General features: G+C 62.2%; 13 protein-coding genes and 1 pseudogene. 3 read left to right on the top strand and 11 right to left on the bottom strand.

Translation table 11 applies throughout. The features are described 5' to 3' along the window. Positions 1-158 precede the first annotated feature (158 nt). Positions 159-383: a hypothetical protein gene (locus tag AB0F17_RS65455; protein ID WP_358047488.1), complete on the bottom strand. Its 225-nt coding sequence runs from the start codon at positions 381-383 to the stop codon at positions 159-161. Between the two features lie 363 nt (positions 384-746). Between AB0F17_RS65455 and AB0F17_RS65460 the strand changes: the two genes are divergently transcribed. Next, a complete protein-coding gene (locus AB0F17_RS65460; RefSeq protein WP_358047490.1) occupies positions 747-1,010 on the top strand; it encodes a winged helix-turn-helix domain-containing protein in 264 nt (87 codons plus the stop codon). Positions 1,011-1,068: 58 nt separating this feature from the next. Next, the gene (locus AB0F17_RS65465; protein ID WP_358047493.1) at positions 1,069-1,557 is read left to right on the top strand and encodes an NUDIX domain-containing protein; all 489 of its coding nucleotides are present in this window, start codon (positions 1,069-1,071) and stop codon (positions 1,555-1,557) included. Positions 1,558-1,730: 173 nt separating this feature from the next. On the opposite strand, the gene AB0F17_RS65470 is transcribed toward AB0F17_RS65465, so the two are convergent. From AB0F17_RS65470 to AB0F17_RS65485, 4 genes are all read right to left on the bottom strand, one after another. Then, positions 1,731-2,030 carry a hypothetical protein gene (locus tag AB0F17_RS65470; protein WP_358047496.1) on the bottom strand — a complete coding sequence of 100 codons (300 nt, stop codon included), beginning with the start codon at positions 2,028-2,030 and terminating at the stop codon, positions 1,731-1,733. A 122-nt stretch (positions 2,031-2,152) separates the two neighbouring features. Next, a complete protein-coding gene (locus AB0F17_RS65475; RefSeq protein ID WP_358047499.1) occupies positions 2,153-2,410 on the bottom strand; it encodes a hypothetical protein in 258 nt (85 codons plus the stop codon). Positions 2,411-2,419: 9 nt separating this feature from the next. Further along, positions 2,420-2,704: a hypothetical protein gene (locus AB0F17_RS65480; RefSeq protein ID WP_358047502.1), complete on the bottom strand. Its 285-nt coding sequence runs from the start codon at positions 2,702-2,704 to the stop codon at positions 2,420-2,422. Next, entirely contained in the window at positions 2,704-3,330 is a 627-nt protein-coding gene (locus AB0F17_RS65485) for a helix-turn-helix domain-containing protein (RefSeq protein ID WP_358047504.1), read from the bottom strand. Before AB0F17_RS65485 ends, AB0F17_RS65480 begins: the two co-directional genes overlap by 1 nt. Positions 3,331-3,454: 124 nt before the next feature. On the opposite strand from AB0F17_RS65485, the gene AB0F17_RS65490 reads away from it, so the two are divergent. Further along, the gene (locus AB0F17_RS65490) at positions 3,455-3,769 is read left to right on the top strand and encodes a hypothetical protein (protein ID WP_358047507.1); all 315 of its coding nucleotides are present in this window, start codon (positions 3,455-3,457) and stop codon (positions 3,767-3,769) included. 51 nt (positions 3,770-3,820) lie between these two features. On the opposite strand, the pseudogene AB0F17_RS65495 reads toward AB0F17_RS65490, so the two are convergent. The 6 genes and pseudogenes from AB0F17_RS65495 to AB0F17_RS65520 form a co-directional block, all read right to left on the bottom strand. Beyond that, positions 3,821-4,114, bottom strand: a pseudogene (locus AB0F17_RS65495) (transposase); the annotation flags it as partial. 255 nt (positions 4,115-4,369) lie between these two features. Then, positions 4,370-6,370, bottom strand: coding sequence for a DUF262 domain-containing protein (locus AB0F17_RS65500; RefSeq protein ID WP_358047510.1), 2,001 nt, complete (start codon positions 6,368-6,370; stop codon positions 4,370-4,372). A gap of 101 nt (positions 6,371-6,471) precedes the next feature. Then, complete coding sequence (locus tag AB0F17_RS65505) at positions 6,472-9,849, bottom strand: Swt1 family HEPN domain-containing protein (RefSeq protein ID WP_358047513.1); 3,378 nt, start codon at positions 9,847-9,849, stop codon at positions 6,472-6,474. Between the two features lie 53 nt (positions 9,850-9,902). Then, positions 9,903-12,632: a DUF1156 domain-containing protein gene (locus AB0F17_RS65510; protein ID WP_358047516.1), complete on the bottom strand. Its 2,730-nt coding sequence runs from the start codon at positions 12,630-12,632 to the stop codon at positions 9,903-9,905. Continuing rightward, the gene (locus AB0F17_RS65515) at positions 12,629-16,138 is read right to left on the bottom strand and encodes a helicase-related protein (RefSeq protein WP_358047519.1); all 3,510 of its coding nucleotides are present in this window, start codon (positions 16,136-16,138) and stop codon (positions 12,629-12,631) included. The genes AB0F17_RS65510 and AB0F17_RS65515 overlap by 4 nt, the downstream gene beginning before the upstream one ends. 632 nt (positions 16,139-16,770) lie before the next feature. After that, positions 16,771-17,193 (bottom strand): hypothetical protein, encoded by a 423-nt coding sequence (locus tag AB0F17_RS65520; RefSeq protein WP_358047522.1) that lies wholly within the window; start codon positions 17,191-17,193, stop codon positions 16,771-16,773. Positions 17,194-17,399 lie beyond the last annotated feature (206 nt).

A 17,399-nucleotide genomic window follows, 5' to 3' on the forward strand; every position in this document is an offset into this window, starting at 1 on the left:
CGGAGGACCTACCTCCATCTCTTGCACAGCACCGCTTCCAGAAGCTCTTACATCAACGCCTCCTTCAGCGTTCGTGGCACACGACCTGCGGAAACGACCGTCACAGATCAGTTGCGAATCGTGACGCTACGTGCGCGGGCTACGGGTTCGGCGTGTCATCACCTCGCTTCGCCGCGCATGATGCGCTGCCACAGCGTTTCCGCATCACCGGCCTTCATCCATGGACTGTCGACGACGATCCACGGGGAGACGGACCGGTCATGCCGCCGTACGAATCCCAGTCCGCCGGCCCTGCACTGCTCGAAGACCAGAGGCAGGCACTCGCAGGTGTGGGCCCGGATGCGGACACGATCCGTACGCCGCTCGACGGGTGACCATGCCACCGATGTGGCGTCTGGCCGAGGCGAGGTGGGATGCATGCTGTGGAAATCGCCGAACGCAGCCACAGGCTCACCGTCCCTCATAGCGCACGCGTGCCCCTGTCGGGCTGGCGATGCCCGACGAGCACGGTCGATGAATGGGCGTTGGTGAGCGAGCCACCAGCTCGAACCGCATGGTGCGCCCTCACGGGGGCGGCCCGTCGGAGCGCACGAGCGGAGCCCCACCCGGAGGGGCTCTGGACCTTCGCTCACCAACGCCACATCTCAAAGCTAGCAAGCCTGTAAGTCCCTGTCTACTCCGTGAAACTCCATGGAGCTTCACGATCCGGTGTGAAGAGCCGTGAAACGCCCTCCTACTCTCATACCGTGGCCAGCTATGTCGAGCACACGCGCACCTGGGAGTTCGACGAGGACCGTTCCCGCTGGGAACAGATCCTCGAAGTCCTCCTGGAGCGGATCGACTCCGGTGAATGGGGACCCAAGTTCAAGATCTCCGAGGTCAAGCTCATAGAGGAGTTCGGGGTCTCCCGCCCCACCATACGTAAGGCCATGGAACGCCTCAGGGCCGCGGACAAGATCTATACCGTCCCCAACCTGGGGAGCTTCGTCAACGCCGCCCACGAGGCGTGAAGAACATCGACGTCGACGAGCCCAGAGACAAGCCTCCAGCGGAGTAGTCTCCTGGGACGTGAGCCAGCGGATCGACTACTTCGACGACCCGAACGCGCCTGCCCCTAACAGCCTTGTGCCGTCCGTGAATGTCGTGGTCACCAACGACGCCGGCGAGGTGCTGCTGATCCGACGCTCCGACAACGACAACTGGGCCGTACCCGGCGGAGCCATCGACCTCGGCGAGTCCATCCCCCAGGCGGCCATTCGGGAGACTCTCGAAGAGACTGGGATCACTTGCCAGATCACTGGACTGGTCGGCACCTACAGCGATCCACGCCACGTCATCCACTACACCAGCAACGACGAGGTCCGGCAGGAGTTCTCCATCGTCCTCACGGCCCGGGCGGTCAGGGGCCGGCCGACTCCGAGTACGGAATCGCGGGAAGCGCGCTGGGTACCCCGGTACGAGCTTGATGGCTACGGCATGCACCGCTCGATGCGCCTGAGGATCAGCCACTACCTCCAAGGCGGCAGCCCGCACATCGGCAGCATAACCGCAGTTTGAGGTGCCCAACAGATTCCGGACAGTCGGCTACATAAGCTGACAGAAGTCTGGAAGAGGTAGGTACGTGACGAGGCATCGCAGGCAGAATCACCGTGGCCCCTCAGTTCAAAAGCATAGTTGAGGTTGTCACTTCAAGTGTGTAAAGATCGTTCCTGATAGCTAGCGAGCGGTCTTTACTTGCGCCCTGGATAGGCGATGTCGAGTTCGATGAGTGCCTCGCGCCAGCCGATGGTGCGTTGTCCCTCGATCAGGCGGGCGGTGCTGGGCGAGTTATTGATCTTGCCGGTCTTCTCCTTGTGCACGACGCGTTCGCGGGCGCGTTTGTCCTCGATGTTGATGATGGCCAGCCACAGCAGCTTGACCACGGCGTCGTCGCCGGGGAAGTGCCCGCGCGCCTTGGTGACCCCCGGGGGCTTGCCCAATGCCCGGGAGATCACGCTGATGGAGTCACCGGCGCGCCATCGCCGCCACAAGTCTTCCTTTATCGCGTCCGACATTCCCGGCCGACCCATCCGAGCCACGATCCACCCATCCACTAGCAGCGTTGCGTTGATCGTCTGAATCTAAGTGGTCGACTTCGTAAATCCTTCGGGGGTTATGCGGCTGGGTCGAGTACGGCAGGCTGATGGTCGCAGTCATCGTGCTGCTGGAGGTTGTGCTCCTTCTGTTCGTGTTGCTCGATTCGGGCCAGCAGGTCCTCGAGGTCGGCCGGGGTGAACTTCCATCTGAAGGGCCGGGCGGTCTCGTTGTAACGACGCTCGAAGGTGATGAGCCGGTCTTCGACCTGGTCAAGGCTGGTGAAGTCGTTGGGTGTGACAACCTTGCGCTGCACGATGGAGAAGTAGATCTCCACCTGGTTGAGTCAGGAGGCGTGCACGGGGGTGTGCACCATGACCGCGTTGGGGAACTTCGCGGTGAGCCGGTCGGTGGCAGCTTTGCCGCTGTGGGAGGAGCCGTTGTCGACGATCCAGAACACCCATGTCGCGCTGGCGTAGGACTCTTGGGTCATGACCTGGGTGACCAGGTCCATGAACGGGATGATCCCGGTCGTGGGTGAGGTGCGGCCCATCACGCGGGCGGCGTGGACGTCGTAGGCGGTCAGGTAGGCCAGTGCGCCGCCGCGGTCGTAGTCGTGGTTGACGCGCATCATCCGCGCCTTGCCCGGGGCAGGGTGGGATGGCAGCGGCAGCGGGCCTGAATGGAGGTCTTCTCATCGGCGCTGATGACGTACTCATCATCGCCGAGCGGCAGGTCGTCCCATCGGCGCGCGTATAAGTCGAGCACGCGGGCGGCCTTGGCGGCGAAGGCCGGATCGCGGATGAAGATCCACGATTGGTGCTGCCAGGGTTTGAGCGTGTCCTCGGCCAGGATCCGGCGCACGGTGGAGGCCGAGATGGCCGGCGCCATTTCGCGGGTGACGGCCTCGCGCGCCAGGTCGGGGCAGCTCCAGCGCGACAGCGGCACACCGGTCTCGGCGGGTGGCCGGCAGGCCAGTGCCTTGATCTCGGCGCGCTGAAGCGGACTGAAGGTAGGTGGCCGGCCGGAGCGGGGCCGATCCGTCAGGCTCTTGATGCCCTCCTGGCTGCGGTAGCGTCCCCGCCATAACCGCACGGTGTCCACCGTCACCCCACGACGTCTGGCGATCGTGTTGCTGGAGTAGCCATGCGCGGCATCCAGCACGATCCGGATCCGGACCACGAGCTGGTAGCCGGCGGTATAGGAGGTGGCGATCTTCTTGAGCCGCCGCCGTTCGCAGGCGGTCAGCGTGATCAAACGGGCACGGCAACCGGGCACCGGCGATCTTTCCATGATCGATCTTCACGGGTAACCCGCCGACTCTGCCCGGCACATGCCAGTGTGTGCACGCCTGACACGCCTGCACGGCAAGATGGCGGTCATGCCCGCCATCCCCGCCTCCACCAAGACCTCGCTGGATCAGCGGCTCACGCTGCACGCCAGAGAGCACTGGCCCCGGCTCGTCACGGTCCACGTGCGCTACCACGGCCAGTTCGCCTACGTCGAAGGACAGCTCACCGACGGTGGCAGGCTGCCTCTGATGCGACTGCGCTACGGCGGCTCGGCCACCTACTGGGGGCTGGCCATCCACGCTCCCAGCAACGACCGCTACGAGGCCGCACCCTGGTTCACCGGCACGCCGCAGGAAGCCCTGAACCTGGTCTGCGACCTATATGTCACCAGCATCGACACCTGAACGCCGACGCACGACCAGCCTCGGTCCGTCAACCCCCGAGAGACTTCCAGGCCGGACCACTAAGGAAGCGGCCTTCAGGATCTCGTTCGCCCGCCGCAGCTCGGCGTTCTCGCGGCGCAGCCGCTTCAGCTCGGCTGATTCATCGGTGGTGCGGCCAGGCCGACTGCCCTCGTCGATCTGGGCTTGGCGGACCCAAGTGCGCAGCGTCTCGGCGGTGCCGATGCCGAGCTTGGTGGCCACCGCGTTGATCGTGGCCCACTCGGTCGGGTAATCCGGCCGCACCTCGGCGACCATCCGAACCGCTCGCCTACGCAGCTCTGCGGGGTAGGGGGACTTACCTGGCATGGACTCGATCCTCTCAAGAGATCAAGTCTCCACCGAAGCCGGGGCGGTTCACTATGGCTGGGATGACAGCAGCGTCCCCGCACATCGACGCATCTGCATCACCGTCTATGCCCCCTTGACCACTCTTCTGATCAGCCGGGCAGGATGGTTGGTCCGCCTGAAAGGCGGAAGGTCGACGAGGGTTACATTACGATCCGTGTCCGTCCCATCCCTCTGCGCCAATCAGGCGGCCAGCGTAGCGTGCGGCCGCATGAGCTATTCGACGCTGGCGACAGGGAAGGGGATACGCTCGCCCTCCCAGATAACCTCGTCGAGTTCGGGGAACTGAGACAGAGGCAAGGCCTCGCCGCGTTCGCGCTCCATCATCTCCCGCCAGGCCTCAATGGTGCCGGTAACAAGGTAGGGGCCAACGGCGATTTCGACAGTGTCGCTCTCCACACGAACGGGAGCGGCCTCGCCAGCGAGGTCAATGTCGCTGTCAATACCGTTGTCGGCCGATTCGATGGCGTCCTCAAGATCTGCGAAGCTGAACGAACCGGTCCACTCGAAGCCGTCGCCCTTCGCCTTCGTGACGACACGGCCAACGTCCCAGGGGCTCTGGTAAAGAACGAACTCCAGCGAGTACCCCGGGAGGACGTCGACAGGAGCAGCCGATCTGTCCAGCCATTCGGGCCGGAAGCGGTCGAGCAACTCTGTCATAGCGACCGACAGCAGCCGACGACGGGCGATCAGGAAGTCGCGATACGCCGAGGCGTGGCGCAGCGGCTCATCGAAGGGGACGAAGTGCGCCGCCAGGTCGGCCTCGGTCAGCGGCGGCATGCTCTGGTCGACGAAGTAGACACTCGGCGAGCGGTCACTGATCACGCGGTTGGCCTTGCCAGAGATGAAGGCGAGGTTTGCGAGATCGTTTATCTCGGTCTTGCCGTACTTCTTTGAGTGGTTCTTGAGCGTCGCCTGCGGGTGGATGTGATGGTGCTCCAGCTTGACCGCGCCCTCCGCGATCGCGGAGATCTCGGTGCCGTACCACCAGTCGTGGGCACCCGCGTTCTTGGCCACCAAGTAGCTCAGCGTGAAGTAGGCACTCTCCCGTGTCTTGCCAACGAGATCCTGCGGGGTGACCTCGATATGAGCGCCAACCACGCCAAGGTTGGTGAGCAGCTTCTTGACCGGCTCCGGTTCTCGTACGGCGGGAATGTCCTGGCCGAGCCTGGTGTCGGTCGATCCGCTGTATCGGTTACGCAAGTTAGCAAGGAGGAACCAGTACAGGATGCCGTCTCGGGTGTCGTTGTCGAGTGGAGTGTCGGGCCGCTCGCCAAGCAGAACGATCAACGGGAGCAGCGCCATGTGGGACGGAATCAATGCACTGCTTGTGATCTTCAGGTTCTCCTTGAGGAGCTGCACCAGGTGACGCAGGCCCCGCTGCACCGTGGCCCAGCCACGCTCCAGTTCATCATCCGATGCAGCGACGAGACGGCTGTGTGACCAGGTGGAGAGCCCGCGGCCGAGTACGGTTCCAGTGAGCGCCCTGGTCAGGAACGTAACATCGAGATCCCCGTAGTGGCGGGAGGCCCAATAGTCGGCCTCCGTTTCCAGCTTCGCGACGATCCCGTGCCACCGCGCGGACAGAGTGGCGAGCGCGAGGTCGCTGGTCTTCAACGGCCGCCCGCTGTTCACTCGAACGAAGATCTGCGCAATCTCTTCGTAGCCGAATTCATCCAAGATCTCCATGAAGAACTTGCGCTTGGGGATCGCCACGAGCCTGGTGAGCCGACGGCCGAGTGCACGGGAGTTGACCTGTACGCCGGCCTCCAGGAGTTGATCCCGTATTTCGAAAGGGTCAGCATCGTCACGCAGGGCGTCGTAGACCTTGATCCATCGAGGATCCTTGCTGGTGGCCGCACTCTGGTTTTGGAACAACTCCGTATCCACATTGAACACAATCTGTGCGTCCTGGTGGTTGTTGAGCACCCGATGAAGTGACGTAAGCCGCTGCTGACCGTCCAGAAGATATAAGGGCGGGACAGCGGGCTCATCGGTCACTGCTCCGATCGCCGCAGGGCGTGTCTCGGGAGCTTCGGCGGCCTTCCAGAACAGAAGCGAGCCGGTTGGGTACTCCCGGTAGAGCGAGTCAATCAGCTTTGCCACCTGGGTCGGCTTCCAGACGTAACCACGCTGGATCTCCGGCAGTTTGATCTCTCCAGATGAAATCTGGCCGATCAACGCGCTGATGCTCTTCTTCGTCTCCTCGACGGGCATGGGGGTGCCTCATTCCGGCTCGCTGCAAGGAAAACGGCTACCTTGATCATCATACGGCTTTCGCCTTCATCGTGATCAAAGAGCAAAAACCACACATCTCATCAGATGTCTTCGAACTTGCCCTCGATCTTGAGGTGGCCCAGATTCTCAAGAACGTCGAAGACAGTCTTGTCGGGGAAGCCGTCGGCGCATCGGGCGCTGATCTCGACTCGCACCTCAAGCTCAACCCCTTCGGGGGCGGTGAGCAGCGCGAGTAGATCCTGGCTCAGGCGGTTGAGGTCGCGGGAGTGCCGCTCAGGGTTGACCTGGTAGGTCCCCCAGAAGCGCGTGTTCTTCGCCGCTGGCGGGGACGGCGGAGGGACCGGACCAGGTCCAGGAGCGGTTCCCGCACCACCGCCGGTGTTTCCTGTGGTCGAGTCTCCACCGTCGCCAAACCCAGGATCCGGATCTGGAACGGGGCGCTTAGCTTGATCCTCCTGTGCGCGCTGAGCCTTGGCCCGCGTGAGTTCTACCAGCAGCGTCCCATCAGTGATCTGGTTGACCCGCTCCCGAGTGCCCGGAATGACGAGCTCCACATAGTGCTGCGCCTCCTCGTCGTACGAGTGGGCGATCGCGAACCCTTCGACGTCGCCGGTGATCTCGTCGAACACGCCGAGGATTCCCTCTTCCAGAACCCGGCGGTTGCGGAGCCTGCCCAGGTAGGGGAAGCGGCAGTAGTACTGCCACAGATCACCGAACGAGACATGGCCGTTCGCCCAGACCTTGGGCAGTTTCTTCTCCAGGTCGTGCCGGATCAGCCTCGAGCCCATCACAACGCGGAGCTTGTCGAGGTTGCGTAGCTTGGTGCCGACACGCTCAGGAATGTACGTGCCGTCCTCGTCGACCGTCGCCGCCTGCACCGCGATGCGGCCGAGCGTCTCGTCCCAGATCGGGTAGTACACCGTGTTGTACGCCTGCGTGAGCCGGAGCCAGACCGTTTCGTCGACGGTCTTGCGGCGCTTGCGCGCCATCGCGGCCTGGTCCGGGAGCAGCGGGAGGTCCTTCTCCTCCACGATCGAGTTCCACGCGAGGTACTCGCGTACCGACTCCATCAGGTAACCGAGAAGCTCATGGTCCGCGACCGCGAAGGTCAGCATGTTCTTGTTGTCCCGGGGCGAGTTACCCCTGGAGTCCAGGGCCTGCGTGACGAAGTTGTATGCGGGGTTGTCCGCAACCTGACTGGAGTAGTGGTGCCGAGGGTGGACGATAACGAGCCGGACGTCAGGCATGTCCTGGATGTCGTCACTTTTTGCAGGTGCAGGGTAGGTTCCGAGGAACAGGCCCTTCTCCTTGAAGTCGCGTTCCTTGATCCGGCGGACGATCTCCGCGTACACGTCCTCGGGGTGGCTGCGATACTCCTCAGCCCGGTCACGGGCCATGCGGTTGACCGACTGCTGGGTGTCGTACCAGTACGCGGTACCGTCCGCGTAAAAGTAGAGCGCCTGCTCACTCAGCAGGTGTATGGCCGAGCCGAAGTTTCCGACAACATCGCCCGGAAGGGCGGTCGCGAGCCAGATCCGCTTACGCTCGACTCCCTTGTTGGAGGCGCCTGAGCGAGCGGCCGAGCCGAGGAAGGCGGCCCGGGCCAGACGACGCGTCAGGTGCCGCTGGTGGAAGACGTCCCGGCTCTTGTCGATCCGCTCCGGGGTAGAGTTCGGGGCGTCCACATCCGCCTCGATGACAGCCTTCCACGTGTCCGACAGGTAGTGCGTGACCTCACCGAGCACCCACTCGTCGCTCAGCGGCAGCGAACCAGGCATGATCAGCGGCGCCGGGTCCTCCGCCTCCCAGAGCCGGTAGATCACCGCACTCATCAGCCGTAGCACGCCACGGGTCTTCTGGAAACGCTCTAAGGTGGACCAGTCTTCGTAGAGCCGGTGGAACAGCTCGGGGTGAATCGGGTAGGCCCGCTTGATCTCGTCCTCGTACGTTGACTCGACGGCGTCTCTGGGAAATTCGCTCGAGTGGTCGCGGTAGAACTTCATCAATGCCTTGGCGATGACGTCCCGGTCCTTCTGCCCCTGCGCAGTGGGCTCCTCGAAGAGCCGACGCCGGACGATCTCGAAGGATTCGTCCGATGAGGCCGGCCGCCAATGCTTGGCCACGCGGCCGACTACGTGTTGAAGCCGCCCCAGTGCCTCCTGGCCCCGGACGCCACCGACTTCCGTGTCGTCAGCGCGGGAAGCATCGTCCCTGGGATCATGCGAGGCTGGGACCGAGACGACGACCATCACGCCGGGGACGGCCTTGGCCACCTCGGTCAGGGTCTGTGCGAAGGTGAACTGCGCCTCGAACGTTCCACCCGGAAGGTCATTCCTGCCGTGCAACAGCCGCGCGTAGGCCACCCATTCGTCGATGAGAATCACGCATGGCGCGTACGCCTCCAGCAGCTGCTGCAGAGAAGCCCCGGGAGGGGTCCTAGCCTCATCGGCAGCGGCGATGAAGTCGAAGGCGTCCTGGCCCCCGAGCTGCCAGGCCAACTCACCCCAGAGGGTGTTGATCCCAGGTCTGCCGCCCTCGTGGGACGCCTTGGCGGTCTCGATGTGGTTGCCCACCAGGGCCACTCGCCGGACCCCTGACTCCAGCGGGATATCACCGAGCATGTCCAGCACCGGCTGCGGGTAGTCGGCCAGCGCCCTACCGGGGGCGTAGAGATGCCACAGCGCCAGCATGGAGTGGGTCTTGCCGCCGCCGAAGTTAGTCTGCAGGTTGAAGACCGGCTCAGCATTTCCGTCCCCGGAAATCCGCCGGGCGGCGTTCGTCAGCAGCTCCTTCAGCCCGTCGGTCAGATAGGTGCGCCGGAAAAACTGGATGGGGTCGGCATATTCATCGCTCGTGCTTTTGCCGACGGCGACCTGGTGCAGGTCGGCCGCGAACTCCGCCGAGGCGTACCGACCGGTGCGCACGTCCGGGTGCGGGGTCATGACCTCCCTCCATGACTTCAGCCCATGACCGTCGACGGCCAGCGCGACCGGTGCGTTTTTCCGAACCTTGTCGCGTGCGTGTGTCTCGTAGGAGGCCCGCTGGTGGTCAGCTTTGAAGACGCGGATCTCCTCGGTCGCGGAGACCGCGCCCATGGCATTCAACAGCCGTTCTATGGTGTCCAGCGCCCGGTAAGTATCATCGGAGCTGAACTTCTCCATATGCGCCCACGCATTGCGGGTGTCGCGAAGCTCGCTGGCGAAGCGCATGCCGGAGTGGGAGAGCAGATCGAAGAAGATATTCTTGTAGTCAGTGATCATCTTAAGCTGAAGCTGCACGTCGTTCTTGGAGAATTTCGGGCCCCCACCGTGCCTGTTCGACTCCTTCGCCGCAAGCAGCTCCAGCCAGTCCTTACCCACTGGAGCTGCCGCCTGCATGAGCTGGTCGACGATCGGTTCCAGGCCCTCCGAGAGGATCTCAAATCCTCGGTTCACCCGATCCCGGTTCGACAGCGCCATCGCTCCCTCGTCTCTTCCTCGTCGTCCACAACCGGCGATCGGACCGGCGTGTATTACTCGTCGTCCTCGTCAGCCTCAGCAACGGAGAACAAGTCCTCGATTTCCTGTCTAACGTACTGATTCTTACTGACATTCTGGGCGGCTGTCATGATGTCCGACCAAGCGGTACCAAGCTGGTTGAACATGGTCGCGGTCTTCTGGAACCGACGGTCGGAGATTTTGAACAGCCGGTGCACAAGTCGGTTCACCCGATCCAAGCTGATCACAACGTCGGTACGGCTCCGCACCGCGGCAACAAGCTGGGCCGCGCCGTCAATGCCCTGGTCGTTGAATCGCTTTGCCAAGTGCATTGCGACTTCCCAATGGGAAATACGGTCGTCCTTACCCGGATCATAAAACGCTGGGAGATCGCTAAAATCCAGCAGAGTGACCGTGCTACGAGGATTATTACTGACCGTACCTGCAGCAACGAGGTCTCGAATAGCTGTGCCCGTTCGTCGTAGAATCTTGTCAGCGTCTCCGTACGACCCCTGGTCGAAGGCGTGCAAGCGGAACCAGGAAAGGCAGAATCGAGTTACTGCATCGTACTCGATCTCCTCTCCGTCAATGATGGCCGTAGCCGCCTTGTCGATCTCCAATAGTGCGTCATGTACAGTCATTGCGCTACCATCAGGCTCCAAAACTTCTCGATATCGCGAGAAGATCTTCATCCCTGGCCCGAATGCTGCCTGACCCATATCGACAGGAGAGGCACCACCCTTTCGCAGCGCTTCTACAGCCTCTGGTAGCTCAGCATGAAGTCGCGAGAGAAACGTATCTTTATCAGTAATCTCTTCTGCTCGGCGTGGACGACAGACGAGAATTATGTATGAAGCGAGCGCATTTGCGCCGTTCCCTACAGGGCGACTATGACGAGTAGCCTCGATGGGCCATGTGCCCACAACGGCAAGGTTCGCCCTGAGTACGGCTTCCAAGAGAGCTACCCAGGCAGATGAGACAGCCGCATCTCCAACCTTATCGTCCTGCTTACTTGCGTAAGCGACGATGATCGGCAAATCCGGTCGAGATGCCTTCTGGAGCGATGCGAATACATCCGTAAACCCATCAATAAAGTACTGACGTGCAGCATCCTTACTGCCGCCGTGGCGAACTGGATTAGCGACTAGTTCTGTGGCTTTGGGCGTTGCTATAGTCCCAAAGAGATCGGGGTGTACGTTGCGCGCTGCACGACGCAACCAGAGATAGAAGTAGTCACTGAGGTCTGCGTAGTTGATCTGTCCGAAATATGGAGGGTCGGTGACGATCAGTGCGGTCCCCGGCCGCACCAGCTTATCCGCCTGACGCGCATCCATCTGGACGACTTTTCCCGGTTCGGCGGCAGTCGGAAGACTCCGAAGCAGGCCGATAACAGAGCTGAGTTGCGCAGACCAGCTTCCCACTGAATCTCCGAATGGATATGCTTCTGCAAAATCCCAGAGCATGGGCATTGCCTGCGTACCGAACGCCGACATGCACCGAGACGGCCCTTCTCGCGTATGCCACCGCACCAAAGTTGAATTGGACTGAGCCATTTTGCTAACACAGATGCCGAGAACTGTCGCGATCGCCTTCGCCTGGTCCTCTGCGCCGCCATCAGCAACCACGATGCCATGAATTTTCGCAACTTCATCTGCGAACGCTGCCAACATGGCGAGTTGCCGGGATGTGTAGAGATCTATCTGGCGATATATGCCGTAGAGGGGATGGCTAAAGTTCTTTGTGTTGCTTCCAAGCTCAATCTCGTCTAGATCGTCCGGCACCACCACTTCGGCGGTCGACGTGGGCGCGCTCTCGGGTCCGATATATGTTCGCCCAGCTTCAGTATCCAAACAAAAAGCCATGAGTTGGAGACCGAGATTCCCTGCCATTCCAACCGCGCGAAGCTCCTTCTCGTTGAGAGTAGTTCCGCATTTTGGACAGGAGAATTGAGCCCTACCAGTCCCCTTAGTTGCCCGCACCGGTACATCTTTACCCTGATGCACGACAAAGCGTACTTCTGCCCCATCCACCACAGCTTCAACTGTCGCCTCCCGCCCTTTCTGCTTACTGAGCCAGGGCGAACCGAAAAGGGGAATTGCGATGGTGCATATTGGATTTGGGCAAGGCGCGGTACGAGCCCAAAGCCAGGCAACTGGCTTTCCCTTAAGGGGCAACGGATAGTAGGCGTTAATCCGATCCCTAACCGCATGCTCTACTATCGCGCCATAATATCGAATATCGTCCGCAAATCCGTCAAAGGGAGCGTCCTGCGTTCGCCCTTGGCTTTCGTTCTTTGAGATTGCGGAACTTTTCGCTACCAAGGGAAGCAACTCCCCCAGCGTTCTTGTTACGAGCGCTGCAACAGGATTTAGATCAGAGCTGACAGCAGGGAGGCCAAGTCGCAGGGTCTCAACAATGGTGGATCCTCCTCCAGAGAATGGGTCCATCACGACTGGGAGTTCGGGATTGCATTCTGCAATCCGCTTTTTTGCCTCCCGGAGCACCTCATCGCTAGGCGCACTCCCGTCCGCTGGAACCAGTCGTCGAACGAACTGGATTAGGGTTTCTCGCCCTTGCTCATCTCCGGGGTCATCAACGATCGAGGAAAAGATCAGGGCGCGGAGCGCCGGCAAGGGCATTGCTGCAAACCATTTATGCAGGTTCTTGATGGTCCCCACTCTGCGATCTTTATCCGCCTTACTTGCCCTGCTGATCTCCACCAGGGGCAATGCCACGTCAATCAGTTTTCGCTGATCTTCATTCACGCCGGGGCTCCTCCTCGGGTCCATGTCATTTTCCAGTCACCACCAAGTTCGGTGGCGTCGAAGTTACCGAAGTCGACGTCCTTGAACGGGTCGACGATATAACGCACCTCGTCGCCGTCCGCGCCAGCCGGATGAACACTCACCAACGCCAGCCGGAAGTTCACACTTGAGTTCTTTCCCATCAGAACCTCGGTCCGGGTTACGTGGAAGTCGCCCGCGCCTAGGATACGGCCCTTGACTTCGATGAACACCCAGTGATCATCCACTGTGCGTGATCGGATGTCGTAACCTGGGTTGTTATGGGCCATCTCCTCCGGAATTCGGCCCAACTTCCGCTCCTCCTGGAGCACGCGGTCAACCGCACGGCGTTCGACGGCCTGCGTCTCTCGAGCGTACGCCTCTGGTGGCTGGTCACGAAGCCCAGCCAGCCGGTCCAGCAGACCCTGCGGGATTACCAACGTGGCCCCCGCGATTCGGGGCGGACGGACCTGCAGCTGGGTATCACGACCTAGTTCGGCCATCCGGCGTTCCAGGCGCTGCTCCAAATCGCGGGCCCGGCGCGCGGCGATCTCAGACTTGATCTTCACGGACTTGCCCGCAGCCTCTGCATCCAGCAGATCCGCATGGCGGGAATCCCAGTAATTGATCTCTTGGAGGAGGCGCTGCCGAACCAGGCGGCGCGTCCGATCTGTCGCCTTGGTGACGCGTTCTTGGAGGTCAGCTACATGTGTGGCCAGGCCGTTGCCGACTGCCCAGCCGACCGCGAGGTCCTCGACACCGCTGGCGAGCCATGACTCTTCCTTTGCCACCTGGGCCAGCGCACGCTCCTCCTCAGTTGCCGGCGCGTAATCCAAGTAAGGGGCTGCGCCAGCCGTACGAGCCGCGGATCGGCCGATCTCCACGAAATCGAACCGCTTACTAATGACGCGGGGCTTCTCGTGCCCGTCGGCGATCTCCTGGGAGACCGCGACCAGGAGGAAAGGCTCCTCACCCACGTCGCGACGGTTGACGAGGATGGCGCCCTGCTTGAGCTGCGTGCCGTATCGATCGACAATGATCGCGACGACGGCGTCCAGCAGTGGGTGCCCTGGGGCCAAGAGGTCGGCGCGCGGCATATCTGAGGGCCGAACCAGCTCTCGGTCAAAGGTGACCCGCTCATAGCGGCGGAGCACCGGCGTACCCACCCTGATCAGCCGCTCGTAGCCAAGCACGTCCGCTGGGACGTGGGTGATCTCATAGCGGCCCGCTTCGCGCTGGGAAACGCGCCCGCCGAGCAGCTTGAAGGCCGCGATGAAGAACGCCTTGATGTAGTGCGGCTGCAAGCGTCGGGCCCGCGCCTCTTCCATCCGGAGGCGCCACTCGGCGACGTCGGGCTGAGCCAGCCTCTGGTGCGCGAGCGCCCGCTCGTCGAGGAGCTTCTGCAGTCCTTCGCCCACGGATTCGTCGATGATCTGGTTGAGCTTGTCGCGCACCTCGGGTTGGTCGCCATATTGGATGGCGCGCATCAGGAGCGCCCGGAGAGGCTGGTCCTGGAACGCCTCGCCCAGGACATCGAAGACCTTGCCCTGGTAGGCCCGGCGCTGTTCGTCGATTTTGTAGAGGAGGCGGATGAACACCGCGCCCTCGCGGGTGTCCTCGGCAACGAGGTTCCACAGGTGGCAGACCTCGGTCTGGCCAATGCGATGGATGCGGCCGAAGCGCTGCTCAATCCGGTTCGGGTTCCAGGGCAGGTCATAGTTGACCATAAGGTTGGCCCGCTGAAGGTTGAGGCCTTCCCCAGCGGCGTCGGTGGCAACCAGGATCCGACAGTCCTTGTCTTGAGTGAACAGCTCCTTGATCTTGCGCCGGTTGTCCCGGGAGACGCCACCGTGGATGGCGACCACCGCCTCCTCACTACCCAGGAGGCTCCGAATTCGGTCGACGAGGTATTCGAGGGTGTCTTTGTGCTCAGTGAAGATGATCAGCTTACGAGGGGCGTCCTCGTTGTCGCGGATCATGGGGTGGCACTGCAGCAGCTCGCTGAGCTCGGTCCACTTCTTATCGGTGCCCAGGTGCCGAACTCGCCGGGCGACCTCGACGAGGTCGGCGAGGATGGCGATCTCCTTGTCGAGTTCGGCGAGGGTCTGCGCGGTGGTCGCCGCATCCACGACATCGTCTTCGAGCTCTTCAAGTTCCGAACTGGGAATGTCGTCCAGCGCGGCTTCGTAGTCCTCGGGATCCTTGCCCAGCATGCCCGCCAAGCGGCTGCGGAGCGCCCCTTCCATCGGGCTGCTGCCGGTCAGCATCTCCTGGCGGAGGAGTTGGAGCCGCTTGCGGCGACGGACGAGCGACTGGAGAATCGCCTCCGGGCTAGACGCCAGGCGGCGCTGAAGGACAGTGAGGGCGAAGCCGACAGTATTGCCGCGCTTGCCGTCGCCCTTCGCGGCCAGTTGCTGAGCCTTTCCCATCTGCTCGCGGACATAGTCGGTAACGACCTCGTACAGCTCCCGCTCAGGGTCTGAGAGCTTGTAGGGGACGGTGTAGGCAAGGCGTTCGGGGAAGAGCGGCTTGCCCTCGAAGGTGAGCAGGTCCTCCTTGACCATGCGGCGCATGAGGCCGTCGGTGTCAGTGGAACTGACGCCCTCGCGATACTTGCCCTCGAATCGATCGGAGTCGAGCAGCCCCATGAAAAGCTGAAAGCTGGCCTCGTTGCCCGCATGTGGAGTGGCCGTCATCAGCAGCAGATGACGGGTGTGCCTGCCGAGAAGCTCGCCGAGGAGGTAGCGCTTGGTCTTCTTAAGCTCATCGCCGAAGTAGTTCGCCGACATGCGGTGGGCCTCGTCGACCACGACCAAGTCCCAGTCGCTCTGCTGGAGTTGCTCCTGGAGCTCCTCACTGCGGGAGAGCTGGTCCATTCGGGTGATGAGCAGCGGGGACTTCTCGAAAACTGTCTGGTCCAGCTGGGCGTTGATGAGGTCGCGAGTGAGCACATCGAACCGGAGGCCGAACTTGTCGAGCAGTTCCTCCTGCCACTGATCGACCAGCCCGCCGGGGGCTACGATGAGGCAGCGCTCCAGGTCGCCACGGAGCATCAGCTCCTTGATGTAGAGGCCGGCCATGATGGTCTTGCCAGCGCCAGGGTCGTCGGCCAGGACGAAGCGGAGCGGGCTGCGGTCGAGCAGCTCGCCGTACACCGCCTGGATCTGGTGCGGGAGCGGTTCGAGATCGCTGGTCGTGACCGCGAGCATCGGGTCGAACCGAGCGGCCATCCGGATGCGCAGCGCCTCGGCGGCCAGCTTGAACAGTGCCCCGTCTCCGTCAAAGGCATACGCGGACGAGGGCTTGCGCAGGGTGAGGCGAGCCTCCGAATCGCGGTAGAGCAGCTGATCGGCAACGTCGCCGTTGTCCGCCCTATGAGTCAGGTTGACGGCGTTGGAGCCGTACCACTTGACCGCCACCACGGTTACATGGCCGTTCGCGGTCACTCCGCTGACGACGGCACCCGGCGTCAGGTCCTCAAGCCTCACGCCGCCCACTCCAGCCTCCCTGCCAAATCAAGCACATGTGTAACGGTACGGGGCAATCCTCCCCACCAAGCCAGTCAGACATAGCGAGCAATGTCGACAGTCTCACTGCGACCTATTTTAACTCCCCGCGACTCTCACATGACGCTAAGTAGAGCCGCAAAAGACCCTACTGAATCTTGCCGAGCACCGATTATCGTCAGGCCAGCCGCTTGCGTTACACAACGTACGGTTTGAACCGCCCCGGGTTCGATGGAGACCAACGAACCCAGGCGATTCACCTCATCAAGACTCATGTGTCAGACGGACACCACCGCCTCGATCGCCACAGACATGTGACGCGTAGTCAACGGGGGGACATGCGCGGGATGATCATACGACCTGCAAGGGCCGCAGAGCGTGTTCTCGCAGGTCATCCCTAACGGCGAACCAATACCGACCACGCTCTCCTAAAGTGGGTGCCGCAGGTTCGGATCCTGCCGGGGCACTCTTCTCCACAGGTATTTTGGCCTCTGGCCTGCAGTTTCTTGCCTGCAAGTCTCTTGCTTTCTTGACCCAACCTAGGCCGCCGAGGGCACCCATATAAAGCTATAGGACATGATCACGGGATATAGGGGATGATCTTAGCTTGTTCTTTATCCTCCGGATTGTTGTAGGGCTGCGAGGGTGCGGCCGCGTTTGACGGTTTTGCCGACGTCGTAGCGGGGTGCGGGCCTGCGGTTGGGGATGCCGGGTGGGCGTCCGGGGCCGGGCTTGGAGGGTTTGGGTGCACTGGCTGGCTGGGCGAGTGTGGGACGCAGGTTCCGAAACCCGCGCCGGACGCGGGCGGGAGTGAGCTGACCCGGCCGGGCCGGTTTCTCCCATGGATGACGCAGGTCCTCGGTCAGACGGCGACCCAGGCGCAGCTGGGTGTGAGCGATGAGCAGCAGCCAGGTCCAGCGGTCGGCGGCTTGGGCTGCGCGCAGCTTGGGGCGAGTCCAGCCAAGGGTCTGCTTCCAGAAGCGGTAGGTGTGCTCCAGGTCGAGTCTGCGCAGGAACGCCTGCCAGCAGCGGTCCACGTCCGCGCTGGTGGCGCCGGTTTTGGAGGACCAGAGCCAGACCGGTGGTGCGTCCCGGTCGCCCCGCCCTCAGCACAAGGTTTTCTACCTGTTTGCTACCACAGGGAGGGCGGTGTCAACGACGGCTGAATCTGGACCCCCTGGCGTCGTCTGAATTTTGACCCCTTGATGTGCTTGATTGTTATTGGTCGTTGGTGTGGCCAGCT

Origin of the sequence: Nonomuraea sp. NPDC026600, from assembly GCF_040638335.1 — a bacterium.
In the GTDB taxonomy this organism is placed as follows: domain Bacteria; phylum Actinomycetota; class Actinomycetes; order Streptosporangiales; family Streptosporangiaceae; genus Nonomuraea.